22 protein-coding genes are annotated in these 20,627 nt (G+C 66.8%); 8 read left to right on the top strand and 14 right to left on the bottom strand.

Annotation, left to right across the window (positions count from 1 at the left end; translation table 11 throughout):
- Positions 1-173 precede the first annotated feature (173 nt).
- The 4 genes from AUL36_RS08380 (at position 174) to AUL36_RS08395 (ending at position 2,348) form a co-directional block, all read left to right on the top strand.
- Entirely contained in the window at positions 174-731 is a 558-nt protein-coding gene (locus AUL36_RS08380; RefSeq protein WP_156418313.1) for a helix-turn-helix transcriptional regulator, read from the top strand.
- A gap of 121 nt (positions 732-852) precedes the next feature.
- On the top strand, positions 853-1,173 hold the full coding sequence (locus AUL36_RS08385) for a helix-turn-helix transcriptional regulator (protein WP_058636910.1): 321 nt from the start codon (positions 853-855) through the stop codon (positions 1,171-1,173).
- A gap of 207 nt (positions 1,174-1,380) precedes the next feature.
- Positions 1,381-1,683, top strand: coding sequence for a hypothetical protein (locus AUL36_RS08390; protein ID WP_062219729.1), 303 nt, complete (start codon positions 1,381-1,383; stop codon positions 1,681-1,683).
- A 77-nt stretch (positions 1,684-1,760) separates the two neighbouring features.
- Positions 1,761-2,348 carry a GNAT family N-acetyltransferase gene (locus AUL36_RS08395; protein ID WP_062219731.1) on the top strand — a complete coding sequence of 196 codons (588 nt, stop codon included), beginning with the start codon at positions 1,761-1,763 and terminating at the stop codon, positions 2,346-2,348.
- Positions 2,349-2,360: 12 nt separating this feature from the next.
- On the opposite strand, the gene AUL36_RS08400 is transcribed toward AUL36_RS08395, so the two are convergent.
- Positions 2,361-3,296: an AraC family transcriptional regulator gene (locus tag AUL36_RS08400; protein WP_244497076.1), complete on the bottom strand. Its 936-nt coding sequence runs from the start codon at positions 3,294-3,296 to the stop codon at positions 2,361-2,363.
- Positions 3,297-3,586: 290 nt separating this feature from the next.
- Here AUL36_RS08400 and AUL36_RS08405 point away from each other — a divergent pair, with 290 nt between their 5' ends.
- Both AUL36_RS08405 and AUL36_RS08410 read left to right on the top strand, forming a co-directional pair.
- Positions 3,587-4,498: a DMT family transporter gene (locus AUL36_RS08405; protein WP_062219733.1), complete on the top strand. Its 912-nt coding sequence runs from the start codon at positions 3,587-3,589 to the stop codon at positions 4,496-4,498.
- Between the two features lie 143 nt (positions 4,499-4,641).
- The gene (locus tag AUL36_RS08410) at positions 4,642-5,304 is read left to right on the top strand and encodes an OmpA family protein (protein ID WP_058598861.1); all 663 of its coding nucleotides are present in this window, start codon (positions 4,642-4,644) and stop codon (positions 5,302-5,304) included.
- A 97-nt stretch (positions 5,305-5,401) separates the two neighbouring features.
- On the opposite strand, the gene AUL36_RS08415 is transcribed toward AUL36_RS08410, so the two are convergent.
- The 3 genes from AUL36_RS08415 to AUL36_RS08425 form a co-directional block, all read right to left on the bottom strand.
- A complete protein-coding gene (locus AUL36_RS08415) occupies positions 5,402-6,247 on the bottom strand; it encodes an MBL fold metallo-hydrolase (RefSeq protein WP_062219734.1) in 846 nt (281 codons plus the stop codon).
- 105 nt (positions 6,248-6,352) lie between these two features.
- The gene (locus AUL36_RS08420; RefSeq protein WP_082655720.1) at positions 6,353-7,573 is read right to left on the bottom strand and encodes an MFS transporter; all 1,221 of its coding nucleotides are present in this window, start codon (positions 7,571-7,573) and stop codon (positions 6,353-6,355) included.
- Positions 7,574-7,840: 267 nt separating this feature from the next.
- Positions 7,841-8,701, bottom strand: coding sequence for an SDR family oxidoreductase (locus AUL36_RS08425; RefSeq protein WP_202814745.1), 861 nt, complete (start codon positions 8,699-8,701; stop codon positions 7,841-7,843).
- Positions 8,702-8,774: 73 nt separating this feature from the next.
- Here AUL36_RS08425 and AUL36_RS08430 point away from each other — a divergent pair, with 73 nt between their 5' ends.
- Positions 8,775-9,179, top strand: a complete 405-nt coding sequence (locus tag AUL36_RS08430; protein WP_062219736.1) for a winged helix-turn-helix transcriptional regulator — start codon at positions 8,775-8,777, stop codon at positions 9,177-9,179.
- Here AUL36_RS08430 and AUL36_RS08435 read toward each other — a convergent pair.
- The 8 genes from AUL36_RS08435 to AUL36_RS08470 all read right to left on the bottom strand — a co-directional run bounded on the left by AUL36_RS08435 (position 9,176) and on the right by AUL36_RS08470 (position 17,128).
- Positions 9,176-10,204 carry a trans-3-hydroxy-L-proline dehydratase gene (locus tag AUL36_RS08435; protein ID WP_062219738.1) on the bottom strand — a complete coding sequence of 343 codons (1,029 nt, stop codon included), beginning with the start codon at positions 10,202-10,204 and terminating at the stop codon, positions 9,176-9,178. The genes AUL36_RS08430 and AUL36_RS08435 overlap by 4 nt on opposite strands.
- A gap of 13 nt (positions 10,205-10,217) precedes the next feature.
- Positions 10,218-11,903 (bottom strand): cis-3-hydroxy-L-proline dehydratase, encoded by a 1,686-nt coding sequence (gene lhpI / locus AUL36_RS08440; protein ID WP_062219739.1) that lies wholly within the window; start codon positions 11,901-11,903, stop codon positions 10,218-10,220.
- On the bottom strand, positions 11,900-12,901 hold the full coding sequence (locus AUL36_RS08445; protein WP_062219741.1) for a 4-hydroxyproline epimerase: 1,002 nt from the start codon (positions 12,899-12,901) through the stop codon (positions 11,900-11,902). The genes lhpI and AUL36_RS08445 overlap by 4 nt, the downstream gene beginning before the upstream one ends.
- 45 nt (positions 12,902-12,946) lie before the next feature.
- Positions 12,947-14,200 carry an NAD(P)/FAD-dependent oxidoreductase gene (locus tag AUL36_RS08450; protein ID WP_062219744.1) on the bottom strand — a complete coding sequence of 418 codons (1,254 nt, stop codon included), beginning with the start codon at positions 14,198-14,200 and terminating at the stop codon, positions 12,947-12,949.
- A gap of 1 nt (position 14,201) precedes the next feature.
- Complete coding sequence (locus tag AUL36_RS08455) at positions 14,202-14,924, bottom strand: amino acid ABC transporter ATP-binding protein (RefSeq protein WP_019994681.1); 723 nt, start codon at positions 14,922-14,924, stop codon at positions 14,202-14,204.
- Positions 14,917-15,570 carry an amino acid ABC transporter permease gene (locus AUL36_RS08460; protein WP_062219746.1) on the bottom strand — a complete coding sequence of 218 codons (654 nt, stop codon included), beginning with the start codon at positions 15,568-15,570 and terminating at the stop codon, positions 14,917-14,919. The genes AUL36_RS08455 and AUL36_RS08460 overlap by 8 nt, the downstream gene beginning before the upstream one ends.
- 10 nt (positions 15,571-15,580) lie before the next feature.
- Positions 15,581-16,246: an amino acid ABC transporter permease gene (locus AUL36_RS08465; protein WP_058598869.1), complete on the bottom strand. Its 666-nt coding sequence runs from the start codon at positions 16,244-16,246 to the stop codon at positions 15,581-15,583.
- Positions 16,247-16,321: 75 nt separating this feature from the next.
- Complete coding sequence (locus tag AUL36_RS08470) at positions 16,322-17,128, bottom strand: ABC transporter substrate-binding protein (protein WP_062219748.1); 807 nt, start codon at positions 17,126-17,128, stop codon at positions 16,322-16,324.
- Positions 17,129-17,379: 251 nt separating this feature from the next.
- Here AUL36_RS08470 and AUL36_RS08475 point away from each other — a divergent pair, with 251 nt between their 5' ends.
- Entirely contained in the window at positions 17,380-18,423 is a 1,044-nt protein-coding gene (locus tag AUL36_RS08475) for an Ldh family oxidoreductase (RefSeq protein ID WP_062219750.1), read from the top strand.
- 76 nt (positions 18,424-18,499) lie between these two features.
- Here AUL36_RS08475 and AUL36_RS08480 read toward each other — a convergent pair whose 3' ends face one another.
- Positions 18,500-19,450 carry a dihydrodipicolinate synthase family protein gene (locus AUL36_RS08480; RefSeq protein ID WP_058598872.1) on the bottom strand — a complete coding sequence of 317 codons (951 nt, stop codon included), beginning with the start codon at positions 19,448-19,450 and terminating at the stop codon, positions 18,500-18,502.
- Between the two features lie 254 nt (positions 19,451-19,704).
- Complete coding sequence (locus AUL36_RS08485) at positions 19,705-20,469, bottom strand: GNAT family N-acetyltransferase (RefSeq protein ID WP_062219752.1); 765 nt, start codon at positions 20,467-20,469, stop codon at positions 19,705-19,707.
- Between the last annotated feature and the right edge of the window lie 158 nt (positions 20,470-20,627).

Genomic DNA, 20,627 nt, shown 5'->3' on the forward strand with positions numbered 1-20,627 from the left:
CCCTTTGGTTGAACCGGGGCCAGCGCTCGCGAGCCTATGGTTTGGATGAGCAGCGGCGCTTCCACCGCCTGTCGCGCAGCGTACTCTCGGCCATTCGCACAGCCGAGCGCCTCGGCGAGGCGCAAGCGGAACTCGCGCTGGCTCATCAGGCTCTCGAAATCCAAAGGGTGGCGGTGCTCACGCTCGACCGCGCGATGAAGCTCCGCGATGCCAATGCGCTGGCCGAGGAGGTGCTGCGCCGCGAGGATGGATTGAGGTCCCGTCAGGGCCATATCGAGCCGACGGACCCGAAAGACGCCATCGCGTTTCGCCAGGCTGTTCATCGGGTCACGATGCCGCTCCATGGCTTGGCCTCGCCCGACACCAGCTTGACGATCCGCAGACCGAACAATCAGTTTCCCTATCAGGTTTTCGTAGCGGCAACCCGTGGCCGGAAAGCATTCCTGAGGTTTTCTTCGGCGGAGACGGCCGTCTTGACCTTCCGGGCCACATCACGAAATTGTGCTCCTGATCTTTCCTCGTTCGGGGCGCACTTCCACCTGACGCCCTCCGAACTGCGTTTGGCGGAAGCTTTGCGGGATGGCGCTCCTCTTCCCGTAGCGGCCAAGGCGTTGGGTATCGGCTATGAGACCGCGCGTAGCCAACTCAAGGCTGTTTTCGCCAAGACGGGAACACAACGACAGGCCGAACTAACGCTGATCATAAGCCTATGGTTGAATTCCGGAACGTAGAGAAAACTCAAAGCTCAACCATGAACAACATTTCACCCGATTGGGTGACGACGCATTCACCTCCGGCGTGCACAACATGTTATAGGTCTTTTCCGATAGTTACATATGTAAGGACGCCATAATGGATGCCGCCCCCAACGATGAACAGAGGGTTGCCTTCACCCGTCGCAAGGTTGAACATCGAAAGACCTTTGAAACGTTTCAAATCGATGAGGGATTTGCTCGAAAGCTGCGCGCGTTCGGCGACCGTTACCAGTTGACCATGGCGGAGCTTCGGCTCGTGATCGTCCTGCAGGAAGGGCGTGGCCTGAAAGCGGCGGCCCGGCGCATCGGCGTCGGCTACGAAACCGTCCGCACGCAGGTCAAATCCGTTTTCATCAAAACCGGAACCAAGCGACAAGCGGACGTCGTGACATTGCTCGCGTCCTTTTCGGAAAGCTGAGCGCTCCTTTCGCCCTTCACGCTCATACGCCGCCTGTTTCGCATGCCGATCGCCGAGCCGGCGGCCTGCGACCTTTTGGACTTTCAACTTGAAGGCGCGGCTTCATTTCTGCAAGTTACACTTACGATTAGCAAAGGACCGATCGCTATGATTCCGTGGCGCTGCGTTCCAATCCGTCTTTCTTTCTCGTGAAGCGAGCCGAAGAGCATGTCACCCCGTCTGGACGATAGACCCCATGTCCTCGGATCGGCCGCCTCGACGCCGAAACTCGGATCCCAAGCGAAGCAGGGTGAGGCGCGGCCGCGCGACCCCCTGGCCGAGGGCGAGCCGCTGGAGCGCTCGCCTTGGCATGTCAGCCTGTTTCTTCGCCGCTTCCTTCTGGCGCTCGCCGTCGGACTGCCGGCCATCTTCCTCGTGTCGGACAGTTGGGGCGAAGCCTTTCTGCTGAGTGCCGTGTTCGTGGTTGCGCTTCAGGCGATCTATCTGGTTCTGGCCTTCCTGTTCATCTGACCCGCTTTGGGCTTGTCGGCGCTGTCAGCCTGTGCGACCTGCGCTCATCGAGCCGCAGTCGAGGGAGCGCCACAGGCATGGAACGGTTTCACGAGATCGGACGCGGCAAGATCGCCGCCATCGCGACCTCGCTCGAGATGCGGCAGCGGCCGCCCTTGCGGCCCACACCTGAAGCGCTGATGGGCGAGATCGTCCCCTGGACGCAGCCCGATGCCGACACCTATCTCGCCCTTTACCGCAAGGTCGGCGCCCCGCATCTCTGGTTCTCGCGCCTCTATATGAGCCAAGCCGAACTCGATGCCGTGCTCCAGAACCCGGCGACAGCGATCTTCTCCTGGCGTGTGGCGGGCGAAGACGAGGGCCTTCTGGAACTCGACTTTTCCGAGCCGGAAAGCTGCGAGATCAAATATTTCGGTGTCTCCGAGAGCCAGCAGGGAACGGGCGCGGCGCGCGCGCTGATGAACCACGCGATCGAGACCGCCTTTGCCCGGTCTGTGCAGCGTCTCTGGCTGCACACGAACACGATCGACCACCCCCGCGCCCTCGCCTTCTACCAGCGCAGCGGCTTCGTCCCCATCGGCCAGAGCCTGGAGATCGCCGACGATCCACGCCTCAACGGCGCGCTGCCGCGCGATGCCGCGCCCCATGTCCCGATCTTCGACTGATCATTCTGTTCATCAGGCTTTGGCTGCCGCGCGATAACAGGCGGGCGTCAAGCCCGTCTCGGCCTTGAAGACACGCGTCAGTTGGCTCTGGCTGGTGAAGCCGCAGGCGAAGGCGATCTCGGCGATCGCGCCCGCGCCCGCAAGGAGGTGCAGCGCCCGCTCCACCCGCCGCCGGCGAACATAGGAATGGGGTGAAACGCCGAAGCTTTCGCGGAACATGCGCTGGAAGTGGAAGGCGCTGAGCCCGGCCGCGTCGGCCAGATCGTCCAGTCGCAGCGCGTCCTCCAGCCCCGCCTCGACATGATCGATAACGCGCCGGCGGAGATGCGGTGCGAGGCCGCCTTTCAAACACGGTCGCGCCCCCACACCGGCCGACAGGCAGAGGCCCAGCGCTTCGCCCATCGCTTCCTCGGCCGCCAGAGATTCGCCAGAGCGGACCGCGCCTGCCAGACGCTCCATGGCCAGTGCCAGACGCGGCTGGTCGGAAAAGGTCGCCTCCGGCAGAACCATCAGCCGCGCATCGCGCTCGAACGCTTCGGCAAAGTAGCGGCGCGCCTCCGCGTCCGGCAGATAGAGATGGACGAATTCGAACGTGTCGGAAATCTCCCATTCCGAGGAATGGCCCTGCGGCAGGACGCAGACCGCGCCTGGCCGACCACTTGCCATCTGACGGCCGAGACGGCGCGTCCCCTCGCCGCCCCGCAGATAGAGGCTGATCGTATGCCCCTGCGGCCGCTCGTAGCGCACGCGGTCGCGCGCATTGGTCCAGATCGCAGCCGATGCGTCGCGCGGGCGCTGGGCGAGGCCGAAAGCGCGTCGAACACGGAAGGCGGGGCGGAGAGCGGCATGGAAAGTGTCCGGGCGATCCCCTCCTGAAGGGGCTTTAGCGCCGATCTTGCGCGCGAGCAGCGGGTCTTCGCAAGCTCGTTCCACCGCAAGAAACGGCAAGAGCGTCGAGTGCGGAGCGCGTAAGGAGATGGCGAATGAGAGCGCCGAACGGTCGCCCCCGTGTGAACGGACAAGGGTGGGCGGTGGCGGCGAGGTTGAGCCGGGGCCGAGCAGGGCCGTGCCGTCCTACACGAACGGGCAGGCATGGGCTGCGTGCGGAACCGGTTCCAGCCTGATGACGCGGGCGGCCAGTTTCGCCGCGTGGCAGGCGCCCCCCGCACCCGCCAACCCGCCCTGCGAACCACGCGGCTCCTTGGGACGCTCCCATTCTTTGCGACCGGAGACGCACCATGAACGCCGCGCTTTTTCTCTCCACCGTCCTGATCTGGGGCACGACCTTGATCGCCATCGCCTTTCAGGTCGGGCCGGTGCCCGTGCCGGTCTCCGTCTTCTATCGCTTCGCGCTGGCCGGGCTCATCCTTCTGGCCGTCTTGGCCGCCATGCGCAGGCTGACGATCCCCAAGCGGCGCGATCAGCCCTTCGTCCTCCTCCAGGCGCTCTGCCTCTTCAGCTGCAATTTCCTCTGCTTCTACAAGGCGGCGGCTTACGTGCCCTCGGGGCTGATCTCGGTGATCTTCTCGCTGGCGACGGTCTATAACGCCGTGAACGCGCGGCTCTTCTTCGGTGACCCGATCACGCCCCGTGCGTTGCTCGCGGCGGGTCTCGGCGCATCCGGCCTTCTCGTTCTGTTCGGGCCGGACATTTTCGTGAGCTTCGATGCCGAGACGCTGAAGGGCGTCGGCCTCGCCGCGCTCGGCACGCTGTTCTTCTCCTTCGGCAATATGGTGTCGCGGCGAAACAGCGCCGCGGGCCTTGCCCCGGTCACCGCTAATGCCTGGGGCATGACCTATGGCGCGCTGATCCTGCTTGCCCTCGTGGCTCTGACGGGCACTCCGCTCATCGCCCCCCCAAGCGGCCGCTATGTCGCGGCGCTGGCCTATCTCGCTGTGATCGGTTCCGTGATCGGCTTCACGACCTATCTCATGCTGGTCGCGCGCATCGGCTCGGCGCGGGCGGCCTATGCCACGGTCCTGTTTCCGATCGTCGCGCTGACGCTCTCCAGCGTCTTCGAGTCCTATCATTGGACGCTGACGAGCCTGATCGGCCTCGCGCTGACGCTGGCCGGCAATGCCGTGATCTTCTCCGGGCCGAAGGTCTCCGCGCCCGTTTCGCCCCCATCCCCTCGCGCAAAACTCGCTTGATGGAGCCTGTGACGCTTCGGCCACGCCTGTGGAAAAACCGGAGCGTCAGCCCCAATCAAGCCCAGACTGTTTTCTAGCGCATTCCGAACGATCCTGACGGGCGCCCGTAGAATGGCCCCGACCATCGGAAGGCTGGAATTTCCATGAAGAAGCTTCTCCTCGTGCTCGCCGCCGGCTCCCTCCTCGCCGGCTGCACCACCGATCCCTATACCGGCGAGCAGAAGCTCTCCAACACGGCCGGGGGTCTGGGCATCGGCGCGGGCGCCGGCGCGCTCGGCGGCTACCTCGTCGGCCGCGCGACGGGCACCGATCCCGGCCGCGCCGCACTGATCGGCGCCGGCATCGGCGCCATCGGCGGCGGCGGCATCGGCGCCTATATGGACCGCCAGGAGGCGGACCTGCGCGCCCAGCTCCAGGGCACCGGCGTCTCGGTCACGCGCAATGGCGACCAGATCATCCTCAACATGCCCTCCAACATCACCTTCGACACGAACCAGGATCAGGTGCGCTCGCAGTTCTACCCGACCCTCCAGTCGGTCGCGATCGTGCTCAACAAGTATGATCAGTCGATCGTGGATGTGGCCGGCAACACCGACAATGTCGGCAATCAGAGCTACAATTTCGCCCTGTCGCAGCGCCGCGCCGGCTCGGTCGCGCAGTTCCTCCAGAGCCAGGGCGTCAACCCGCGCCGCCTGAACGTGCAGGGCTACGGCATGTCGCGCCCGGTCGCCTCCAACCAGACGGAAGCGGGCCGCGCCCAGAACCGCCGCGTCGAAATCTCCATCTCGCCGCTCCGCGCTGGCTAAGCCCAAGTCTTGGCCTTGGACGGGCGATTTCGCCCGCTGCTTCGATCCCAAAGGGCCGCCCGTCCGGGCGGCCCTTTTTTCATGCGCGCGTCAGGCGTCAAAGGGCCGTTCGCCGCGCCTCGGGCGGCGCGATCGCGTCGAACCGATCGGCCAGTTGGTCCAGCGCCTCGCGCATCGCAGCCCCTGCCAGCGCTCGCCCATGGCCGGTGACGATCAGCTCCGGCCGCAGCGCCGCGATCTTGCGCACCGAGTCCCGCGCGGCCGTCCAGTCCGGCGTGAAGTAGCGCGGCGGCCCGTGCATCTCGAGCGCCTGCACCGCCACCTCATAGGCCGATTCCTGCCCCGTCGAGATCACGGCATCGCCCGCGATCAACGTCCCGTCCTCGTCGCGAAACAGCGAGACATGGCCGGGCGTATGACCCGGCGTATGGAGCCAGCGCCAGCCCGGCAGAGGGGGCACGCTGCCATCATCCGGCAACAAACGAAGATGGCGGGAGATATCGACTGGCGAGCGCGGGAAGAGCGGCGCGAGCTTCGGCATGATCCCGCCATCGGCGCTCGTATCCGACGGCGGATAGCTTTCGCGCCCGGTCAGGAACGGCGCTTCGAGCGGATGGGCGAAGACCGGCGCGTCCCATTCGGCGGCCAGATCCTCCAGCGCACCGATATGGTCGAAATGCCCGTGGGTCTGGAGGATGGCGGCGGGCCGCGCCCCTTCCCCGAAGCGCGCGGCGGCGGCCTCCTTGATGTGCCCCTTGGTGCCGATGATGCCGCAATCGATCAGCACCCAGGCTCGGTCGCCCGCCTCGGGCAGGCCGACAAAGGCGACATTGACGAGGATGGTTCTGAGATAGGCGAGGTCGGGGCGCACCTCGCGCACGTCGTTCGCCAGCACTCGTTCGGGCGCGCGCGCTTCCTCGCCAAGCGGTATCTGGACGGCCATGCCGGGTCTCTCCGTTCGAGGGATGACCCCGGCGCAACGAGAGCGGCCGCCCCTTTGCTCCCGCCCTTGGCCGGCTGATCTCTCAGCCGGCCAAGCGATGGAGGCTCAAGCCTCCATGGTCCCGCGCTTGTCGGCGCGGTGGCTGATGATCGCGATGAGGCACGCGAGGCCGGCCAGAATGGCCGAGGCCACCGGCAGCATGGCGTAGGAGATGCCGTAGGCGATCAGCATGGCCCCGATCCAGGCGCCGAACGCGTTGCCGAGGTTGAAGGCGCTCTGGTTCACGGTGGAGGCGAGATTGCGCGCGCCCTTCGCCGTCGCGACGATCCGCATCTGGATGGGCGAGGCCAGCCCGAAGACCAGTGCGCCCCAGATCAGAAGCAGCGTCAGCATGGGCACCGTGTCGGCCGCCCAGAAATGCATGGCGACGAGAACGAGGCTCATGGCGGCGAACATGCCGATAATGGCAGGCATCAGCTTCCAGTCGCCCAGCCGCGCGCCGATGACATTGCCGAAGGTCATGCCGACGCCGAAGATCAGGAGGAGATAGGGCACGCGCTCGGGCGTGATGCCCGTCACCTCCGAGAGAAGCGGCGAGATATAGGTGTAGAGCGTGAACAGCGCGCTGGAGGCGAGCACACTGAGGCTCATGGCCATAAGCACCGGCCCCCGGCCGAGCGCGCGCAGCTCGTCCTTGAAGCGCACACCGGAGCGCGGATGGCTTTGCGGGGCGAAGAGAAAGAGCGCCAGCGAGGTGAGAAGAGCCAGCGCCGTCACAATGAAGAAGGGCGCGCGCCAGCCATATTCCTGGCCGATGAAGGTGCCGAGCGGCACGCCGAAGACATTGGCGAGCGTCATGCCGACGAACATCATGGCGATGGCCTGCGCCTCGCGCCCCGGCCGGGCGATCTCGGTGGCCAGCACCGCGCCGATGCCGAAGAACGTGCCATGCGCCAGCGCCGTGAAGACGCGCGCGGCCATGAGCAGGCCATAGGTCGGGCTGAGCGCGCAGGCGAGATTGCCGATCACGAAGACCATCGACAGGAGGATCAGCGCCCGCCGGCGCTCCCAGCGCGAGGTGAGGACGGCGAGCAGCGGCGCGCCGAAGACGACGCCCAGCGCATAGCCCGTCACGAGAAGCCCGGCCTGCGGGATGGTGACTTGGAGATCGTCGGCCATGTTGGGCAGAAGGCCCATGATGCCGAACTCGCCGCAGCCGATGGTGAAGGAGCCGAGCGAAAGGGCGGCGAGCGTCAGGCCCGCGCGCGGCGCGGGAGAAGCCGCCGCGCCGCCCTCCCGCACGGAGGAGGGAACGGAAAGGTCCATGAAATGCCGCCTGATAGGGTTCGCGTCTCTCAGCGACACCATGGCGCCGCCGCCTTGACGACCCCGAAAACTGCAAGCCTGCCATGCAGACAGGACGTGGCGGAGCTGAAACTTCGCCAACCTTACCAAAGAGGCGATATGAGCACCGCTGGATCGAAGCCGAAGAACGGAGCCCCCTGTCTGCGGCGATCCGTCGCCGCGCTGTTTCACGTGAAACCCTTCGCGGTGGGCGCGGCGCGAGGATGTCGCCCCGCGCCGCGATTGATATCACGCAGCCTGTCGCAACGATTCCGCCACGCTGGCGGAGAGCGGCGTGGTCGGGCGGCCGATCAGGCGCGACAGCGCGCGCCCATCGTCGAACAGCGCACCCTCTGCCGCCTTGGCGTCGTAGCTCGCGAAAGCCTCTGCCATCGCGGCAGGCAGCCCCGCGCCGGTCAGGGCGCCGGCGTAATCGGCCTCCGGCATGTCGATATAGGGAATGCTGCGCCCCGACTGGCGGGACAGCTCGGCCGCGAGGTCGCTGAGCGTATAGGCTTCGTCGCCGGCGAGTTCATAGACCTTTCCCTGGTGGCCGCTCTCGGTCAGCACCACGGCCGCCGCCTCGGCATAATCCCGCCGCGCCGCCGAGGAAATGCGCCCCTCGCCCGCACTGCCGATGAAGGCGCCATGCGCCAGCGCCGGGGGCACGGAGGCCATGTAGTTTTCGGTGTACCAGCCATTGCGTAGGATCGTGTGCGGGAGGCCGGAGTCCCGCAGCGCCGCTTCCGTCGCCAGATGCTCGCCCGCCAGCGACAGGGAAGAGCGGTCGGCATGGAGCAGGCTCGTATAGACGATATGCCCGACACCGGCCGCCTTGGCCGCCGCGATCACCGCGCGGTGCTGCGCCTCGCGCTGGCCGACTTCGCTCGAGGAAATCAGCAGCAGCGTGGACACGCCCGCCAGCGCCGGGGCCAGCGTCGGCGGGTCGCTATAGTCGAAGCGGCGCGCCTCGATGCCGGCCTCTGTCAGCGTCTCGGGCGAGCGCGCGAGGGCGAGCACCGTCTCGTTCGGGCGGCGGGCGGCGAGGTCTTGAAGGACGAGGCGTCCGAGCGCGCCGGTGGCGCCGGTGATGGCAATGCTCACGATCAATCTCCTTGCTGGATCGATCGCCAAGACCTAAACAGGATGCTTACGAAAGATAAGTACGCACAAAAAGGTTCGTATGGAAATTTCCTCCGAGGCCGGCTCCACCCTGTCCGACAGGATCAGGCGCGGCGATGTCCTGGCCGCCGCCTGCCCTTCCCGCGCGGTGCTCCGTCATCTCACCAGCCAATGGGGCGTTCTGATTCTGATCGTTCTGGAAGAAGGCACGTTCCGCTTCAGCACGCTGCGCCGCCGGATCGACGGCGTGAGCGAGCGGATGCTGGCCCAGACCCTGAAGGCGCTGGAAGGCGACGGCCTGGTGCGCCGCACGTCCTTCGACACGGTGCCCCCGCATGTCGAATATTCGCTGACGGATCTGGGCGCACAGGCCGCTCGTCGCGTTCGCGATCTGGTGGACTGGGTGGAAACCAGTCTGCCCGCGATCCTTGGCGCGCGGGATGAGTCGGGGCGGCGAAGCGCCTAGCGCGCGCCCCACGTATCCGTCAGGCGATAGCCTTCCGGCCAGGGGTCGGCGGGGTCGAGCATGTGCTGGTGGATGCCCGTGATCCAGCCGCGCCCGGAAATCTCCGGCCGGATGGCGGGACGCCCACCCACTTGTGCCGGACCCAGAATGCGGCCCGTAAAGGTGGAGCCGATCAGTGAGACCGCCGTGAGGCTGTCCGCTTCCGTCATCTCTCCACGCGCGTGGAGCACGGCCATGCGGGCCGAGAGGGCGGTGCCGGTGGGCGAGCGATCCACCTTTCCGGGTCGGATGGCGACCGCCGCGCCCGCGCGCAGGCCCTCCGCCGTCCGCTCCACGCGCCCGGCAAAGAGGCAGAAGGAGAAATGCCGCCAGTCCGGGTTCTCCGGGTGGTGGAAGCCGAGCTGTTCGTCGGCGGCCTTTGTGATGCGCACGCCGAGCCGCGCGATCTCATGCGCCTCTTCGGGCACCAGCTTGAAGCCCAGCGCTTCGGCATCCACGATCACGAAACTGTCGCCGCCATAGGCGGTATCGACGCGGAGGGGCCCAAGGCCCGGCACGTCGAGCGAAGCGTCCAGCTTGTCGGCGAAGCTCGGCAGGTTTTCCACGAAAATGCGCTGCGCCTTGCCGTCCCGGCACTCGGCGCGCACGGGGACGAGCCCGCCCGGCGCTTCCAGCAACAGGCGCGTTTCGGGCTCGGTCATGGGAATGATGCCGCCGTCGAGCAGCACGGTCGCCACGCAGATCGAGTTGGAGCCCGACATGGGCGGCGTGTCCTCCGGCTCCATGATGATGAAGGCGGCATCCGCCTCAGGGTTCTTCGGGGGAACGAGCAAGTTCACATGGCGGAAGACGCCGCCGCGCGGCTCGTTCAGCACGAAATTGCGCAAGCTGTTGTCGCTGGCGATGAAGCGGCTCTGCGCCCAGAGCGTGTCGCCCGGCGGAGGCGCGACGCCGCCGACGATCACGTCGCCGACCTCTCCTTCGGCATGGGCCGAGATGACGTGAACCGTCTTGATGCTGCGCATCGCTTCGCTCCCCTCAATTCAACCAAGCCGGCAGGCGCGGCAGGGCGCGGCCGGTCAGCGCGGCTTCGACGCAGTCTTGCAACGTGCCGAGTCGGACGGTGCAGCCCGACAGGCCCGGCCCGTAATGGGCGTATTTGCCGGAATCCGTCAGCACCACTTTCGCCCGCTCGGGAAAGACCGGCCGCGAAATCGAGCACCAGCAGAGATCGGGCAGGACCTCGACGCCGCTCGATGCGAGCCGCGCCAGCGTGCCGTCGGCGCGGGCGGCCGCGATCGTGTCGCGCCCGGCCGTGACGATCACCGACACACCGTCCGCGCGCTGCCGCCCGTCCAGCGCTTCGGCCAAGGTGCGGCACTCATTGATCGAAGCATGAGGGCTGCCGAGCGCGACGAGATCGATTGTGGCCGGGCCGCCATTCAGGCGCTCCCAGGCTGTCGCCAGATCGGCGCGGGTGATGGTGAGGTGATCGGCTTCGGGCAGCGCGGCACCCTCGGCCTCGGGCGTCACGCCTTCCACATGCAGCATGGGCGCGGCGGATGTCGTGCCGAAGGCGGCGCAAAGCGCCTTCAGATCGTCCGGCGTCGGCGCAAGAGATGCAAGGCCCGTCAGGAGGGGAATGCGGTCGGGCGAGGCGAGCCCCGCGAGATAGCCGACCACGGGCCAGAATGCCCCGCCCGCCCCATCCGGCGCGTCCACATGGAGAACCCGGCGGGCGCGGCGATGCTCGCGGAGGTAGACCCCTGAGAGTGGCGCGCGGCCGGTCAGCGCGATGCAGAGATCGAGAAAGTCCGGGTGCTTGGCCGTGCGCGCGCCGAGCACCGAGTTGGCATAGATCACGGCGTTGGATTCCGACCAGCCGATGGCCTCGCCCTCCTCCGGCGCATCGGGCAGCAGATAGGGCGCGCAGGTGAAGCTCGCTCTAGCCCCCATGCGCACATAGGCGTCGGCGAGGCGCGCGGCGGGCAAGCCGAAGGCATCGGGCACGCCCTGCCGCTGCCAGTTCTCGCGGTCCACCGAAATGGCGTTCATCGTGGTGGGGATGGCAACGCGCGCGCCAAGCGCTTCCATCTTTTCGGCAAAGGTCAGGTTGGCGGGGCTGGCATAGATGCAGCCGTCGATATGGGCGCGCGAGACATTCGTGAGCGCCTCGGCCCCCTGCTGGCGCGCCACCGCGCAGAGAATGCGCATGGCCTGCCGCGCCGCCTCGCCCCGCTCGCCCGCCAAGCAGGATCGGTCATGGTCGCTGAGGGTGAGGTCCGCGGCGGACAAAGGCTCGACCGCAAGGCGAAGCCCCTCGGCCTCGATGCCCTCCGGTCCGAGCCGCGCGCACGAGGCTTTCGCGAGAGCCGCGAAATTGGCCTCGGACAGGCGGAACACCGGTAGCGATCGGCCGAACAGTTCGCCCGCCACCAGCGCGCCCAGCGTCAGCACGTCCTCCGACCCGGAGAACACCAGCGCCGCCGGGGCGCGCCCTTCCAGCACGAGATCGAGAAGCACGCCGGAGCCGGTGCAGGAGCCCCGGCTGGTCGGCATCATCAGGACCGCGCCAGACACTGAGGCGCCATGGGCGGGATGATGGACGTCGATGATGCGGCCCGTCGCCGGGTCCACCCCGCCCCAAAAGCTTAGGGGCTCGGAGAGCGCCAGGATCGTGCCATCCGCCCGGCCGTCCAGGATGGCGAGGGCCGCGCCGCTCATTTCACCACGAAGCCATGCGCGAACGGGTCGCGGTCGTCGATGAAGATCGTGTTGATGCCCGTCTGGCGCGCCCAGCCGGCGATGGACGGAATGATGGCCGGACGGTTCGCCACGCTCACCGCCGCCTCGACGCGGCCCTTGAAGAGCGAGCCGATGATGGATTCGTGGACGAACTCGTCGCCGACCTGAAGCTTGCCCTTGGCCGCGAGTTGCGCCATGCGGGCCGAGGTGCCGGTGCCGCACGGTGAGCGGTCGATCGCCTTTTCGCCATAGAACACGGCGTTGCGCGCGTGCGCGCCCTCGACCGTCGGCACGCCCGTCCACTGGATATGGCTGAGGCCCTGAATTTCCGGGTGCTCGGGATGGACGAACTCATACTTGGCGTTGAGCGCGGCGCGCAGCTTGGGCGAGAAGCCGACCAGCTCGCCGGCCGTAAAATCGGCCATGTCCCGGAAATTCGTCTGCGGCTCGACGATGGCGTAGAAATTGCCGCCATAGGCGACATCCACCACGATCTCGCCCAGCCCCTCGACCTCGGCCGTGAGCCCTTCGGCATAGAGGAAGCCCGGCACGTTGGTGAGGCGCACCTCCTCCACGAAGCGGCCTTCCTGGCGGTAGGTGATATCCACCTTGCCGGCGGGCGCGTCGATGGAGAGCTTGCCGGGCTCGCGCGGCTGGATCAGCCCGTTCTCGATCGCCATGGTGATCGTGCCGATCGTGCCATGGCCGCACATGGGCAGGCACCCGGAGGTCTCGATGAAGAGCACGGCCACGTCGCAATCGGGACGCGTCGGCGGATAGAGGATCGAGCCCGACATCATGTCATGGCCGCGCGGCTCGAACATCAGCCCGGTGCGAATCCAGTCGAACTCGGCCAGGAAATGCGCGCGCTTCTCCAGCATGGTCTCGCCCTTGAGAAGCGGACCACCGCCCGACACGAGGCGGACGGGATTGCCGCAGGTGTGGCCGTCGAGACAGGAAAACGTATGGTTGGCCATGGGCCGGACCTCAATCGATAATGTGTCGGGCGCGCCGCGCGCGGATCAGAAGCGTTGCGGCGAAAAGGGTGTCGGATCGATGGCGGACGGACGCCCCGAGACGAGATCGGCCACCAGCCGCGCCGTGCCGGCCGACTGGGTGAGGCCGAGATGGCCGTGGCCGAAGGCGTAGGTAACGTGCCGCGAAGCGCGCGCCGGGCCGATGGCGGGCAGCGAATCGGGCAGTGACGGGCGAAAGCCCATCCATTGCTGTCCGCCCTCCGTCTGCAAGCCGGGCAGGAACGCCTTCGCCTTGGCGAGCATGGCCTCGGAGCGCTTGAAGTTCGGCGGCAGCGACAGGCCGCCGAGCTCCACCGCGCCGCCGACGCGCACGCCGGAGGACAGGCGCGTCACGACAAAGCCATGGCCGCCGAAGGTGATTTGCGTGCGCAGGTCGAACGCGCCCGCCGGCAGCGTCGTGTTGTAGCCGCGCTCGGTTTCCAGCGGGATGCGCTCGCCGAGCGTCTGCGCGATGCGATGCGAGAAGGCCCCGGCCGCGACCACCACATGGCCGGCGCGCCGGGAGCCGCCTTCGGTCTCGATCGCGACGCCAGCCGCGTCGGGTTTCACCGCCGAAACGCTCGCGCGCTCGATCACGCCGCCGCCCGCCCGAAACCGTTCGGCCAGCGCCAGCACATAATCTTTGGGATCGGCGATGGAAAACCAGCCGGGCGTGAACGTGCCATGCGTGAAGCGCGGTGACAGGCCGGGTTGGATCGCCGCCATCTCGGCCGCGTTCATATGCCGGAATTCGATCCCATGCCGCGCCCGCGCGTCCCAGCCGGGCTGCGAGGCATCCAGTTCGGCTTGGGACTCATAAACCTGAAGGTTGCCTTCCTTACGCAGCATCCCGAGCGTGCCCGTCGCCTCCAGGAAGGGCTCCAGCTCGGCCTTGGAGAGATCCATCAGCGCGGTCTGCGCCGCCGTCGCGGCCTCCACGCGGTCCGGCTGGCAGGCGCGCCAGAAGCGCAGCATCCAGGGTGTGATCTCCAGCGCATAGCGCGGCGGCACGCTGAGCGGCCCCAGCGGGTCGAGCAGCCAGCGCGGGGCCTTCTTCAGGATGCCGGGCGAGGCGAGCGGCAGGATGTCGGTGAAGGCGAAGGCGCCCGCATTGCCGGCCGAAGCCCCGGCCGCCGGCCCCTCGCGGTCGAGAACGGTGACGCTGAGGCCCCGCGCCTGGAGCGCCAGGGCGATGGACAATCCGATGACGCCCGCGCCGATGACCGTGACATCCGGCTGGGCGGAAGGGGATGAGGTCATGTCAGTGCGTCGCCGCCAGGAAGGTCTGCGTTTCCGGGTTCTTCGGCGCGCCGAACAGCTCCTCCGGCGGGGCGATTTCGGCCATGACGCCCTTGTGGAAGAAGGCGACGCGATCCGACACTTCACGCGCGAACTTCATCTCGTGCGTCACGCAGATCATGGTCATGCCTTCGGAGGCGAGCATGCGCAGCGTGTCCAGCACCTCACCGACCAGCATCGGGTCGAGCGCCGAGGTCACTTCGTCGAAGAGCATATATTCCGGGCTCATGGCGAGCGCGCGGGCGATCGCCATGCGCTGCTGCTGGCCGCCCGACAGGCGGCCGGGATAGACCTTGAGCTTGTCGCCCAGGCCGACATGGCCGAGTTGCTTCACCGCGATGGCCTCGGCCTCGGCTTTGGACAGGCCCAGAACCTTGCGCGGCGCGAGCATGACATTCTCGATGACGGTGAGATGCGGGAAGGCGTTCCACTGCTGGAACACGATGCCGACCTTCTGGCGCAGCTTGTCGAGATTGGTGCTCTTGGCGTGAACCTCGGTGCCGTCGATATGGATGGAGCCGGAATCGATCGGCTCCAGCCCGTTGATGCAGGTGAGAAGCGTCGACTTGCCCGAGCCCGAGCCGCCGATGATGGTCAGCACCTCGCCCTTGGCGACGGTGAGGTCGATGCCCTTCAGCACTTCCAAGGGGCCGAAGGATTTGCGCACGTTCCGGATCTCAATCATGGGGAGACCAGCGCCTTTCGAGATAGGCCCCGAGCCGAGCGACGGGGAAGCTCAGGAGGAAGTAGATGAGGCCGCAGATCATGAGAATGAACAGCGGTTCCTGAAGGCGGGTGACGAGGATCTGCGAGGCGCGCAGAAGCTCGATCAGGCCGAGCCAGAGAACAAGCGCCGAATCCTTCATGACGCCGAGCGTCAGCCCGATCCAGGAGGGCAGCGCGACGCGGGTGGCCAGCGGCGCGACGATATAGCGAAGGTCCTGGCCCCAGGTCATGCCCAGCGAGCGCGCCGCGCGGCGCGTGGTGGGCGGCACGGCTTCCATCGCCCCGCGCACGATCTCGGTGCAATAGGCCGCCGCATAAAGCGAGAGCACGACGCAGGAGGTCGTGAAGGGCGGCCAGCCGAGCTTGGCGATGGACTGGAAGGCGTTGGCCAGCACGAGCTGGATCAGGAGCGGCACGGAGCGGAAGATGTCGAGGACGAAGGTCAGCGGCGCGAACCAGATGGCTCCCAGCTGAAAGCGCAGGACGCCGAAGAGAATGCCGAGCAGCGTGCCGGCCGTGACGGCGACGCCGGTGACGGCCAGCGTCATGCCCGCGCCTTGGGCGAGAAAAAGGAGGTCGTTGAGGGTCAGAGCCGTATCGAACATGGCGCGACCCTCAGGACCGGAACAGGCGCCAGGCGACGAGGCGCGCGGCGAGCGTCACGGCCTTGGCGATGACGTAATAGATGACGGCGGCGATGGCGAAGAACTCGAAGGTGCGGAAGGAGCGCGCGTTCAGCTCCTGCGTGATGCCGGCCAGATCCGTGTTCATGCCGACGGTGACGCCGAGCGAGGTCATGAGAATGGCCCAGACCATCTGATTGGTGATCGGCAGGAAGGCGATGCGCAGCATCTGCGGCAGGACGATGAAGCGGAAGGCCTGAAGCGAACTCATGCCCAGCGAGCGCCCGGCGCGGGCCTGCGTCTCGGGGATCGCCTTCAGCGCGCCGCGAAAATTCTCGGCGAGATAGCCGGCATTGTTGAAGGCGATGCCGGCGAGCAGCGAGAGATAGGGGCTGAGATGGATGCCGAAGGCCCCGAGGCCGAAATGCGCCATGTAGATCTGGAACAGCGCCGGCGTGTTGCGCGCCACTTCCACCCAGGTCGTCGCGAAGCCCTTGAGGATGCGGCTGTCGGAGCGGCGAAACAGGGTCAGCAGAATGGCGAAGGCGAGGCCGATCGCCATGGACAGGAGCGCCACCTGCAGCGTGACCAGCGCGCCGTCCAGCATCTGCGGCAGGGCCTTGAGGGCCTGATTCCATCGAAACGAATAGTTGAACATGGCCGTCGCGCCCTCGGGAAAAAGCCGGCGGCGCGAGGGGGAGGCCCCCACGCGCCGCCGGGCAGAGGCAAGAGCTTAGCGGTAAACGCCGGGCACGGTCAGGCTCGGAGCCTCGCCGCCGACCCACTTCTCATAGAGTTCCTTGTAGCGGCCGGTGCGAACCTGCTGATTGATGAAGAGGTTCAGGTAGTTGATCATGCCGTATTCTTCGCGGTTGGTGAAGAGCGCGACATAGTCGATGTCGAAGGGCGCCTTGCCGACCACCGAGATGCCGGGAAAATTGCCGGTCTTCACATTGGCCTGCGCCACCGTGGAGGTGGAAACGGTCGCGTCGAGCTGGCCCTGGCTCAGCGCCAGGAAGACGTCGGCCTGCGTCTGATAGGGGCGGAACGTGCCCGTGCCCCACGCCTTCACCTGCTTTTCCAGCGCGATGGCCTCGTAGGTGCCGGCGGTCGCGCCGACGGTCTTGCCCTTCATGTCCTCGAAGGACTTGACGCCCGACTTGTCGTTGGCGGTCACGGCCATCTCGAAGGCGAAATAGGGAATCGTCATGCCGACCGTCTTGGCACGCTCCAGCGTGTCGGAGGTCGAGGCGACGCCGATATCGACGCGGCCCGACATCAGCGCGGGAATGCGCTCGGGGAACGGGGTCTCGACGATCTCGGCGGTGACGCCGAGGGCTTTTGCGAGATCGTTGCAGTAATCGACGTCGAAGCCGACCGGGTTGTTGGCCGCGTCGCGCGAGCCCATGGGTGGGAAGTCGAGAACCACCGCGCAGCGCAGCGTGCCCGAACCGATGATGTCGTCCAGCTTGTCGGCCTTGGCCGCGCCAGCGAAGGCAGTGGCAGCCAAGAGGCTGAGTACGATGGCCTTGGTCTTCATGCGCTGTCCCCTTGTTGTGTCGGCCTCAGGCGCTGCGGATCGCCGGCCCCCGAATGGAGCCATCAAACAGAAAATACAACAAGTGTGCAAGACCCCTTCCCTGCTCGAATTTTTTGCACTTGCGAAGGAAATCGGCAGGGTGGGTTCTTGTGCAGTGCACAGGAGGCGAAAGCTCCCGCTTTCGAAATTCTTGCTGTATGCAAAATTATCCGCCGGCCCCATGTCCGGCCTCAGACGCCAAGGATCGGCCCATGACCGCAAGCCTAGACGCCCTGTCCGTCCCCGCGCTTCTCGCCCGCGTCGAGGCGATCTTTCGCAAGGGCGGTTTGAACGCCGTGCAGGCCGGCGCGCTGTCGCGCGTCATCGTGGCCGGCGAGCGCGACGCCTGCAAATCTCACGGCATCTACCGGATCGAGGGCGCGCTGCGCACAGTCAAGGCCGGCAAGGTGCAGGCGGATGCCGTGCCCGAACTCATGCCCGACGATGGCTCGGCGATCCTTCGGGTCAACGCCAAGGGCGGCTTTGCTAACCCGGCCTTCGAACTCGGCCTGCCGCATCTGGCCCAGCGCGCGCGAACGCTCGGGATGGCCGCGCTGGTGATCAACGATTGCACGCATTTTTCCGCGCTCTGGCCGGAGGTGGAGGCGGTCGCGGCGCATGGGCTCGCCGCGCTGGCGCTGTGCCCGAGCTATGCCACCGTCGCGCCGACGGGCGGCAAGGAGCCGCTGCTCGGCACCAATCCCCTCGCCTTCGGCTGGCCGCGCCGGGACGCCGAGCCCTATGTCTTCGACTTCGCAACCTCGGTGGCGGCGCGCGGTGAGATCGAGCTGAAGCGGCGCGCCGGCGAAACGCTGCCCGAGGGCTGGGCGCTCGACGCAGCCGGCCAGCCGACGCGCGACCCGGAAGCCGCGCTCGCCGGCGCGATGCTGACCTTCGGCGGGCACAAGGGCTCGGCCATCTCCACCATGATCGAGCTTCTGGCCGGCATCATGATCGGCGATCTGACCAGCCTCGAATCGCTGCGCCAGCTCGGCTCCACCAACCTCTCGCCCAGCCATGGCGAGTTGATCCTCGCCTTCTCGCCCGAGCGTTTCGCGGCGGGGCGCGAGGGCGATCCCTTCGCGCGGGCCGAAACGCTGTTCGAGGCGATCGTCGGCCAGGGCGCGCGCCTGCCCTCGCAGCGCCGCTTCGCCGCGCGCGCCGTGTCGGAGCGGGACGGCATCACGCTCTCATCCAGCGAACGCGCCCAGCTCGACCGGCTCGAAGCCGAAGGGCTCGAGGCCGTGGCGCTCTGAGGCAAACGCAAGCGAAACACAAAAAGGGCGGGTCTCCTGCGAGACCCGCCCTTTTGAATTCACGGTGCAGCGGCGATCAGGCCGCGAGGCCTTCGCGCTTCGACCAGTCGGCATACCATGTGTCGAAGAGCTTCAGCTGCGCTTCGACATAGCCGCGCTGGCTTTCGCTGAGTTCGTCGCTCTCGTTGAAGTGCAGCGTGTATTCGGCAAAGCCCTTCAGCACCATCATGTGCTTGAAGTAGAGAACGAGGTCCGGGCCTTCGTCGAAGGAGGAGAGGACGGCGAGCGCCTCTTCCAGCTCCTTGGCCTGCCGGCGGGCCAGCGCGTCGCCGGTGGCCGCTTTCTGAGCGAGGGTGCAGAGCTGGATCACTTCCTTCGGCAGCACATTGCCGATGCCGGTGATCGCGCCCGTCGCGCCGCAATTGATGAAGCCATGGGTCACGGCCGTGTCGACGCCGATCATCAGCGAGACGCCATCGTCGCGGCTGGTGATCGTCTCGGCGGCGTAGCGCATGTCGGCCGGGCCGCCGAACTCCTTGAAGCCGACGAGATTGGAATGCTCGGCGCGCAAGGCGAAGAAGAGATCGGCGCGGGTCGCAAAGCCATAATAGGGGCTGTTGTAGATGACAGCGGGCAGATCGGGCGCAGCCGCGAGGATGGCCTTGAAATGCGCGCGCTGGGCCGGGATCACCGAGCCGCGCGAGAGAACGCGCGGGATCACCATGAGGCCCTTGGCGCCGACCTTCTGCGCATGGGCGGCATGGGCGACGGCCGAGGCGGTGTTGACCGCGCCTGTGCCGACGATCACCGGAATGCCGGCGGCGGTCAGGCGCGCGACGCCTTCCATGCGCTGCTCGTCAGTGAGGAGCGGCCAGTCGCCCATAGAGCCGCAATAGACCACGGCCGACATGCCGGCCGCGATCAGCTCCTGACCCTTGCGCACCAGCGCGTCATAGTCGGGCGTGCGGTCGGCCTTGCAGGGCGTCATCAGGGCGGGAATGACGCCGGAAAAGATCTGAGCCTTCACCTGTAAACTCCTCGTGGGACCCCAGCGGTGAGCTTCAAGCCATCGTTCCCGCCGTTCTCGTCAGACTATCGCGCATTGCATTTTATTTGTCGACAAGATTTTGATGGGTTGCGCGTCTCCCCGAAAACGAAAAGGCCGCCCCGCAGCACGAGACGGCCTTTGCCCTCCAGCGGGACTCATATCGGTCGGCGACAGACGCACGTCCTCGCATTCGGCCAACCGAAAAACACTGTTCCTCGCGCCGGGTCGCGGCGTCACAGTTCCATCGACAACATCACCAGATCGTCCCGGATCTCCTGCCCGTTCACCAGGCGGGTGCGCATCCCCTGCACCAGACGGTGGTCGGTGCGAAAGCCCATCTTCTGGTAGAAGCGGGCGGCGGTCTGGGTTCCCAGATGGACGGCGTGGACCCCGTCCCGTTTCAGGAACCGCAGAAGCTCGCCCGCCAGCATCGTCCCGGTGCCCTTGGCCGCATGAGATGCGGTCGTCAATGTCGAGAGATAGGCGTAGCGCCGCCCGTCCCGTTCGTGAACCGAGCCGCACGCGCCGCCGAGCAACGTGCCGGCGTCGTCTTTCAAGGTGAGAACGAAGGTCGGCCGGATTTTCTCGTCCGCTTCGTTCACCGCCTCGACATAGAGCGTTCGCAGCCCTTCGGGCGGTTCGTCGGGGTCCAGCAGGAACGCGCACGTGCCGTCCGGCCTGGCTGGCATATCGATCGGCAAAACCCGATAGCCTACAGCCTCCAACGAGGACGTAACAATGTCGCCGTAGGTCGTCAGGATAACGATCCGCCGGGCGGGCACGCCGTCCTGCGCCATGGCATCGGCCTGCCGCGCGACATGGCCTGCCGCATCCCTCAGAAACCCATGAGCCGACAGGTCGGTCAGGTCGGGATAGTGGATGGCGACGGAGGGATGAACGCCGAACTCTGCCTCGCGCTGGAGGAACAGGGCGAAGATATCGGACGCGGCCCTATCCAGAGCCTGCCGGGACGCGCCGGGAGCGGCGAGTGCATCCAACCGCGTTCCGTGCCCGCATGCGGCTTGTTGATGATCTCTCATCGAAATTCCGGCCGTCGCCCCCCAGTGTCGCGTCTGATGTCAGTATCATCAAATTGCTGCCGGCTTCCAGGTAACGACGTCGCCCGAAGAGCCCAACGCCGTGTCGCCTTCGAACG

Origin of the sequence: Aureimonas sp. D3, assembly GCF_001463805.1 — a bacterium.
GTDB lineage: Bacteria > Pseudomonadota > Alphaproteobacteria > Rhizobiales > Rhizobiaceae > Aureimonas > Aureimonas ureilytica_A.

Bases quoted from the DNA above. Each gene is read 5' to 3' on its own strand.
- AUL36_RS08385 (WP_058636910.1), top strand. From the start codon at position 853: ATGGATGCCGCCCCCAACGATGAACAGAGGGTTGCCTTCACCCGTCGC.
- AUL36_RS08390 (WP_062219729.1), top strand. From the start codon at position 1,381: ATGTCACCCCGTCTGGACGATAGACCCCATGTCCTCGGATCGGCCGCC.
- AUL36_RS08395 (WP_062219731.1), top strand. From the start codon at position 1,761: ATGGAACGGTTTCACGAGATCGGACGCGGCAAGATCGCCGCCATCGCG.
- AUL36_RS08405 (WP_062219733.1), top strand. From the start codon at position 3,587: ATGAACGCCGCGCTTTTTCTCTCCACCGTCCTGATCTGGGGCACGACC.
- AUL36_RS08410 (WP_058598861.1), top strand. From the start codon at position 4,642: ATGAAGAAGCTTCTCCTCGTGCTCGCCGCCGGCTCCCTCCTCGCCGGC.
- AUL36_RS08415 (WP_062219734.1), bottom strand. From the start codon at position 6,247: ATGGCCGTCCAGATACCGCTTGGCGAGGAAGCGCGCGCGCCCGAACGA.
- AUL36_RS08420 (WP_082655720.1), bottom strand. From the start codon at position 7,573: ATGGACCTTTCCGTTCCCTCCTCCGTGCGGGAGGGCGGCGCGGCGGCT.
- AUL36_RS08430 (WP_062219736.1), top strand. From the start codon at position 8,775: ATGGAAATTTCCTCCGAGGCCGGCTCCACCCTGTCCGACAGGATCAGG.
- AUL36_RS08435 (WP_062219738.1), bottom strand. From the start codon at position 10,204: ATGCGCAGCATCAAGACGGTTCACGTCATCTCGGCCCATGCCGAAGGA.
- lhpI (WP_062219739.1), bottom strand. From the start codon at position 11,903: ATGAGCGGCGCGGCCCTCGCCATCCTGGACGGCCGGGCGGATGGCACG.
- AUL36_RS08445 (WP_062219741.1), bottom strand. From the start codon at position 12,901: ATGGCCAACCATACGTTTTCCTGTCTCGACGGCCACACCTGCGGCAAT.
- AUL36_RS08450 (WP_062219744.1), bottom strand. From the start codon at position 14,200: ATGACCTCATCCCCTTCCGCCCAGCCGGATGTCACGGTCATCGGCGCG.
- AUL36_RS08455 (WP_019994681.1), bottom strand. From the start codon at position 14,924: ATGATTGAGATCCGGAACGTGCGCAAATCCTTCGGCCCCTTGGAAGTG.
- AUL36_RS08460 (WP_062219746.1), bottom strand. From the start codon at position 15,570: ATGTTCGATACGGCTCTGACCCTCAACGACCTCCTTTTTCTCGCCCAA.
- AUL36_RS08465 (WP_058598869.1), bottom strand. From the start codon at position 16,246: ATGTTCAACTATTCGTTTCGATGGAATCAGGCCCTCAAGGCCCTGCCG.
- AUL36_RS08470 (WP_062219748.1), bottom strand. From the start codon at position 17,128: ATGAAGACCAAGGCCATCGTACTCAGCCTCTTGGCTGCCACTGCCTTC.
- AUL36_RS08475 (WP_062219750.1), top strand. From the start codon at position 17,380: ATGACCGCAAGCCTAGACGCCCTGTCCGTCCCCGCGCTTCTCGCCCGC.